The following is a 4,566-nucleotide window of genomic DNA, read 5'->3' as shown; positions in this document are numbered from 1 at the left end:
TTTAGATTGTCCCTCTAAGACACGGAATCGGTGGTTTCACCACATCAACCAAGCAGTATATAAACTCGCTATTGCTTGTTAAGATTTTTAATCAGGGAGGCAAGAACATTGAGGAGTGGTGCTGATAGGCAGATTCGAACTGCCGACCTCACCCTTACCAAGGGTGTGCTCTACCAACTGAGCTATATCAGCACATCTGGAGCGGGCAGCGGGAATCGAACCCGCATCATCAGCTTGGAAGGCTGAGGTAATAGCCATTATACGATGCCCGCAGAACTCGGCTACCTGAATTAAAATCAGCTTTTTATTCTACCTAAGTGTGTCTAACTTGGAAACACTTAAGTTAGGAATTAATGGTGGTGGGAGAAGGATTCGAACCTTCGAAGTCTGTGACGGCAGATTTACAGTCTGCTCCCTTTGGCCGCTTGGGTATCCCACCAAATCTAAATTTTTATGGTGCCGGCACCAAGAGTCGAACTCGGGACCTACTGATTACAAGTCAGTTGCTCTACCAACTGAGCTATGCCGGCTAAGTGGTGCGCATTCTATGAGGACTTTCGTTACGATGCAACAAAAAAATCGCGATATTTGTTCTTTTGCTTGGTTTTTGTTCATTTCTGATTGAATTGTTGATTTTTTAGGAAAAAAACGACCAAAATAACAGCAAGTTATTATTGGATATTAAATCTAAATATTAAATATCCAATAATCAGACTCAATTTTTTATCACGAATATCCATTGTATGCTAAAAAATAAATTTAGTGCCTATTTTTTATACTTTTTTTCTACATTTATTCAATTGGCATCAAAAAATACAGAAAAATTTAAAAAATCTCTACGCCTATAAGAAATCACTCGTTATGATGCTGTTTACTTTTATCGGATACGGGTGTTTTAAACAGCCTGTCCAACCTGCGAATACTAGGCAGATGTTGGCTTATGAATAACAAAGAACGCTTTACAACCCCTTATTTAGAATTTGATCGTAAGCAGTGGGCAACGTTAAGAGATTCAGTTCCTCTCACGTTAACAGAAAAAGAGATTGCTGACTTAAAAGGGATTAATGAAGAAATCTCCATTGATGATGTTATTGAGATTTATCTTCCGCTATCTAGATTACTTAACTTTTATATTAGCTCAAATCTTCGGCGCCAAGCTGTTTTAGAGCAATTTTTAGGCACAAACACGACTAAAATCCCTTATATAATCGGTATAGCAGGGAGTGTTGCTGTTGGAAAAAGTACAACAGCTCGCTTGTTACAGGCGCTATTAACCCGGTGGCCTGAACATCGTAAAGTTGATTTAATTACAACTGATGGTTTTTTATTACCCAATGCAGAATTAAAGAAACGCGGCATTATGAAGAAGAAAGGGTTTCCTGAATCTTATGATATGCATGGCCTTGTTTCTTTTGTTTCAGATATTAAATCAGGTAAAAAACAAGTCACAGCACCGGTATACTCTCATTTAGTCTACGATATTATTCCTGACAAAAAACAAACTATAGAACAACCTGATATTTTGATCCTTGAAGGACTTAATGTTCTACAAAGTAATCAAGATTATCCACATGACCCTCATAATATTTTTGTATCAGATTATGTAGATTTTTCTATTTATGTCGATGCTGAGGAATCCTTACTCAAGCAATGGTACATAAGTCGTTTTTTAAAATTCAGAGAAGGTGCTTTTACAGATCCTGAATCTTATTTCAATAATTACTCTAAATTAAGTAAAGAAGAATCTATTAATATTGCTACATCTATCTGGCAAGAAATTAATGGATTGAACTTGAAAGAAAATATTTTACCAACAAGAGGAAGAGCAAGTCTAATTATGACTAAAGGTGATAATCATTCTGTTACGAATGTTAGATTGCGTAAATAAAATTTATGTATTTTCTTTTTAGTGTAAAGTTAAATGCTCTTTTTGAAGAGAGCATTTTTCTTAAATTAAACTACTTTAAATAATCAACATGCACTTCTCAATGAAATTTCGCCACCTATATAGGGAATAATTTCATTATTTTGCTCTAATAATAATGCACCTTGCGCATTAATACCTCTAGCAATTCCAAATATCTCTTTCTCACCAATAATTAATTTAACACGTCTATCTATAAAATTATCTAAACTTTTCCATCTTTCTATAAATGCTGATAAACCTTGTTTTTCAAATTGAATAAATGCATCTCGTAATGCATTTGTCATTTCACATGCTAATTTATTTCTATCTATTTTTATGCCAGCTTGCTCTAAATTAATCCATTGTTGATTAATTGATTCTTCCTGGCTTTTGCTCATAGCAATATTAATACCTATACCTGTTACAATATGAGCAACATCTCCTGTTTTACCTGTTAATTCAACAAGAATTCCTGCAAGCTTTTTATCATCAAGATACAGATCATTTGGCCATTTTACTTTTACATTATCTGCACCAAAATTTTTCAGAACTTCCGCAAGAATAACGCCAACCGCTAAACTTAAACCAATTGTCGCAGCAGGGCCTTGAGCTAGTTTCCAATACATACTTAAGTATAAGTTTCTGCCAAATGGCGATATCCATTGACGCCCTCTTCTACCTCGTCCAGCAGATTGATATTCAGCGATACAGACATCACCAGAATTTAACTCACTAATCCGTTGCATTAAGTATTGATTAGTTGAGTCAATGACAGGAATAACTCGTGCAGGGCTTCCTATAATATTTTGATTAACTTGGTCTTCATCTAACAAATTCATTGGTGAGTCGAGTTGATATCCTTTACCAGCAATCGTGTTGACTTCTATTCCCCAACTACGTAATGTTTGAATATGTTTATTTATTCCTGCTCTAGTCATACCTAGGATATCACCTAGTTGCTCTCCGGAATGAATATTTCCATCAGCAAGACATTGAGCTAACCTTAAGGGTGTTGGTATATCTTTCATGAAATTGCATCCACTGAGTCTATTTCACCGTATTGGCTTATAAAGCGAACCTCAGGCTCTAAATTAACACCAAATCGTTCTAATACTTTTTTTCGTATATAAGTTGCTAATTTGACAATATCTTCGCCTGTTGCTTGGTTTTCTTTATTAATGAGTACAAGCGCTTGTTTTGTATGTACAGCAGCTCCACCTATTTGGTGCCCTTTAAGCCCACATTGATCAATAAGCCAGCCAGCTGCCAATTTCACTCCCTCTGATTGTACATATTGTGGACACAGTGGAAATTCATCTTTAATACTCTGTGCTAATTGTTTATCAATGATAGGATTTTTAAAAAAGCTTCCTGCATTACCGACTATTTCTGGGTTAGGCAATTTGTTCGATCTCATATGACAGACTTTATCAAAAATATCTTTTGGTGTTATCGAATCTGAAGATAATTTCGCTAATTCACCATAAGTTAGGATGGGTTTCCACTCTTTACTAAGTTGTATCCCTACTGCAATTATTGCAAAACCTTGCTGATATTGATGCTTAAAAATACTGTCACGATAACCAAACATACACTCTTCATTAGATAACCGATGCACATGTCCATTATCTAATTCAATAACATCAACGTAAGTACATACATCTTTAAATTCTTTTCCATATGCACCAATGTTTTGGATAGGTGCAGATCCTACATTTCCAGGGATCAAAGCAAGGTTTTCTAAGCCATATATTTTTTTTTCTAATAGTGTTTCAATAAGCTTATGCCAGTTTTCGCCTGCACCAATATGAAGATCCCAATATTGTTCATTTTCTGTAATTTTAATACCTGAAATCATATTGCGAATAACGATGCCTTTAAAGGCCTCATCAGTAAACAATACATTACTCCCACCACCTAATATTAGAACAGGTAGTTTTTGTTGAATGGCATCTTTCCAGTATGTACAAAGCTCGCCTTTGCTATGGGCTGTTTCTATTTTGAATGCATTTACATTTAAACCAAAAGTATTAAATGATTGTAATGAAACCAATTCATTCATGTTAGTTTACCTCAGTTAGTTGATGATTCAGTTTATCAGTCAACTATCTTCTAGGGTAGTACAGAGAGGCTGAATGTTGAGTTGGGAGAGTAAATATGGGTTCAGATAAATGCAAAAAAGCCAACCCAGAGGGTTGGCTTTTTCGACTTATTTAATGCTTAGCAATTCCCTACTCTCACATGGGGAGACCCCACACTACCATCGGCGCTACAATGTTTCACTTCTGAGTTCGGCATGGGATCAGGTGGGGCCACTGCGCTATGGTCGCTAAGCAAATTCGGTTTTATAACTATCTGTTTATGTAGCTATAATAAATATCGAGTTGGTGCTGATACCCAGATTCGAACTGGGGATCTCACCCTTACCAAGGGTGTGCTCTACCAACTGAGCCATATCAGCATTAGTGGCTTATAGTCACCGGCTGAAACAGCCTAAATTTAATGCCTGGCAGTTCCCTACTCTCACATGGGGAGACCCCACACTACCATCGGCGCTACAACGTTTCACTTCTGAGTTCGGCATGGGATCAGGTGGGACCGCTGCGCTATGGCCGCCAAGCAAATTCCGTTTATTACCCGTTACGTCAATCTCTCTTCGC

General features: G+C 36.6%; 3 protein-coding genes, 5 tRNA genes and 2 rRNA genes. 1 reads left to right on the top strand and 9 read right to left on the bottom strand.

All coding sequences use genetic code 11. The features are described 5' to 3' along the window. Window positions 1-116: 116 nt before the first annotated feature. The 4 genes from M983_RS09075 to M983_RS09060 all read right to left on the bottom strand — a co-directional run bounded on the left by M983_RS09075 (window position 117) and on the right by M983_RS09060 (window position 530). A tRNA-Thr gene (locus tag M983_RS09075) sits at window positions 117-192 on the bottom strand. A 5-nt stretch (window positions 193-197) separates the two neighbouring features. Next, a tRNA-Gly gene (locus tag M983_RS09070) sits at window positions 198-272 on the bottom strand. Between the two features lie 82 nt (window positions 273-354). Continuing rightward, a tRNA-Tyr gene (locus M983_RS09065) sits at window positions 355-439 on the bottom strand. A 15-nt stretch (window positions 440-454) separates the two neighbouring features. Continuing rightward, a tRNA-Thr gene (locus M983_RS09060) sits at window positions 455-530 on the bottom strand. A gap of 410 nt (window positions 531-940) precedes the next feature. On the opposite strand from M983_RS09060, the gene coaA reads away from it, so the two are divergent. Continuing rightward, window positions 941-1,888 (top strand): type I pantothenate kinase, encoded by a 948-nt coding sequence (gene coaA, locus M983_RS09055; RefSeq protein WP_066749752.1) that lies wholly within the window; start codon window positions 941-943, stop codon window positions 1,886-1,888. A gap of 83 nt (window positions 1,889-1,971) precedes the next feature. Here the strand turns inward: coaA and birA are convergent, their stop codons facing one another. From birA to rrf (M983_RS09030), 5 genes are all read right to left on the bottom strand, one after another. After that, window positions 1,972-2,934, bottom strand: a complete 963-nt coding sequence (gene birA / locus M983_RS09050; RefSeq protein ID WP_066749751.1) for a bifunctional biotin--[acetyl-CoA-carboxylase] ligase/biotin operon repressor BirA — start codon at window positions 2,932-2,934, stop codon at window positions 1,972-1,974. After that, entirely contained in the window at window positions 2,931-3,968 is a 1,038-nt protein-coding gene (gene murB, locus M983_RS09045; protein WP_066749750.1) for a UDP-N-acetylmuramate dehydrogenase, read from the bottom strand. The genes birA and murB overlap by 4 nt, the downstream gene beginning before the upstream one ends. A gap of 156 nt (window positions 3,969-4,124) precedes the next feature. Next, window positions 4,125-4,240 (bottom strand): 5S ribosomal RNA (rrf, locus tag M983_RS09040). 51 nt (window positions 4,241-4,291) lie between these two features. Further along, window positions 4,292-4,367 (bottom strand) — tRNA-Thr (locus M983_RS09035). 43 nt (window positions 4,368-4,410) lie between these two features. Next, window positions 4,411-4,526: ribosomal RNA gene (rrf, locus tag M983_RS09030) — 5S ribosomal RNA — on the bottom strand. Window positions 4,527-4,566: the final 40 nt, after the last annotated feature.

Source organism: Proteus myxofaciens ATCC 19692 (assembly GCF_001654855.1).
Classification (GTDB): domain Bacteria; phylum Pseudomonadota; class Gammaproteobacteria; order Enterobacterales; family Enterobacteriaceae; genus Proteus; species Proteus myxofaciens.
The sequence above is the reverse complement of the archived record's forward strand: the minus strand, read 5'-3'. Positions and strand labels throughout refer to the sequence as shown.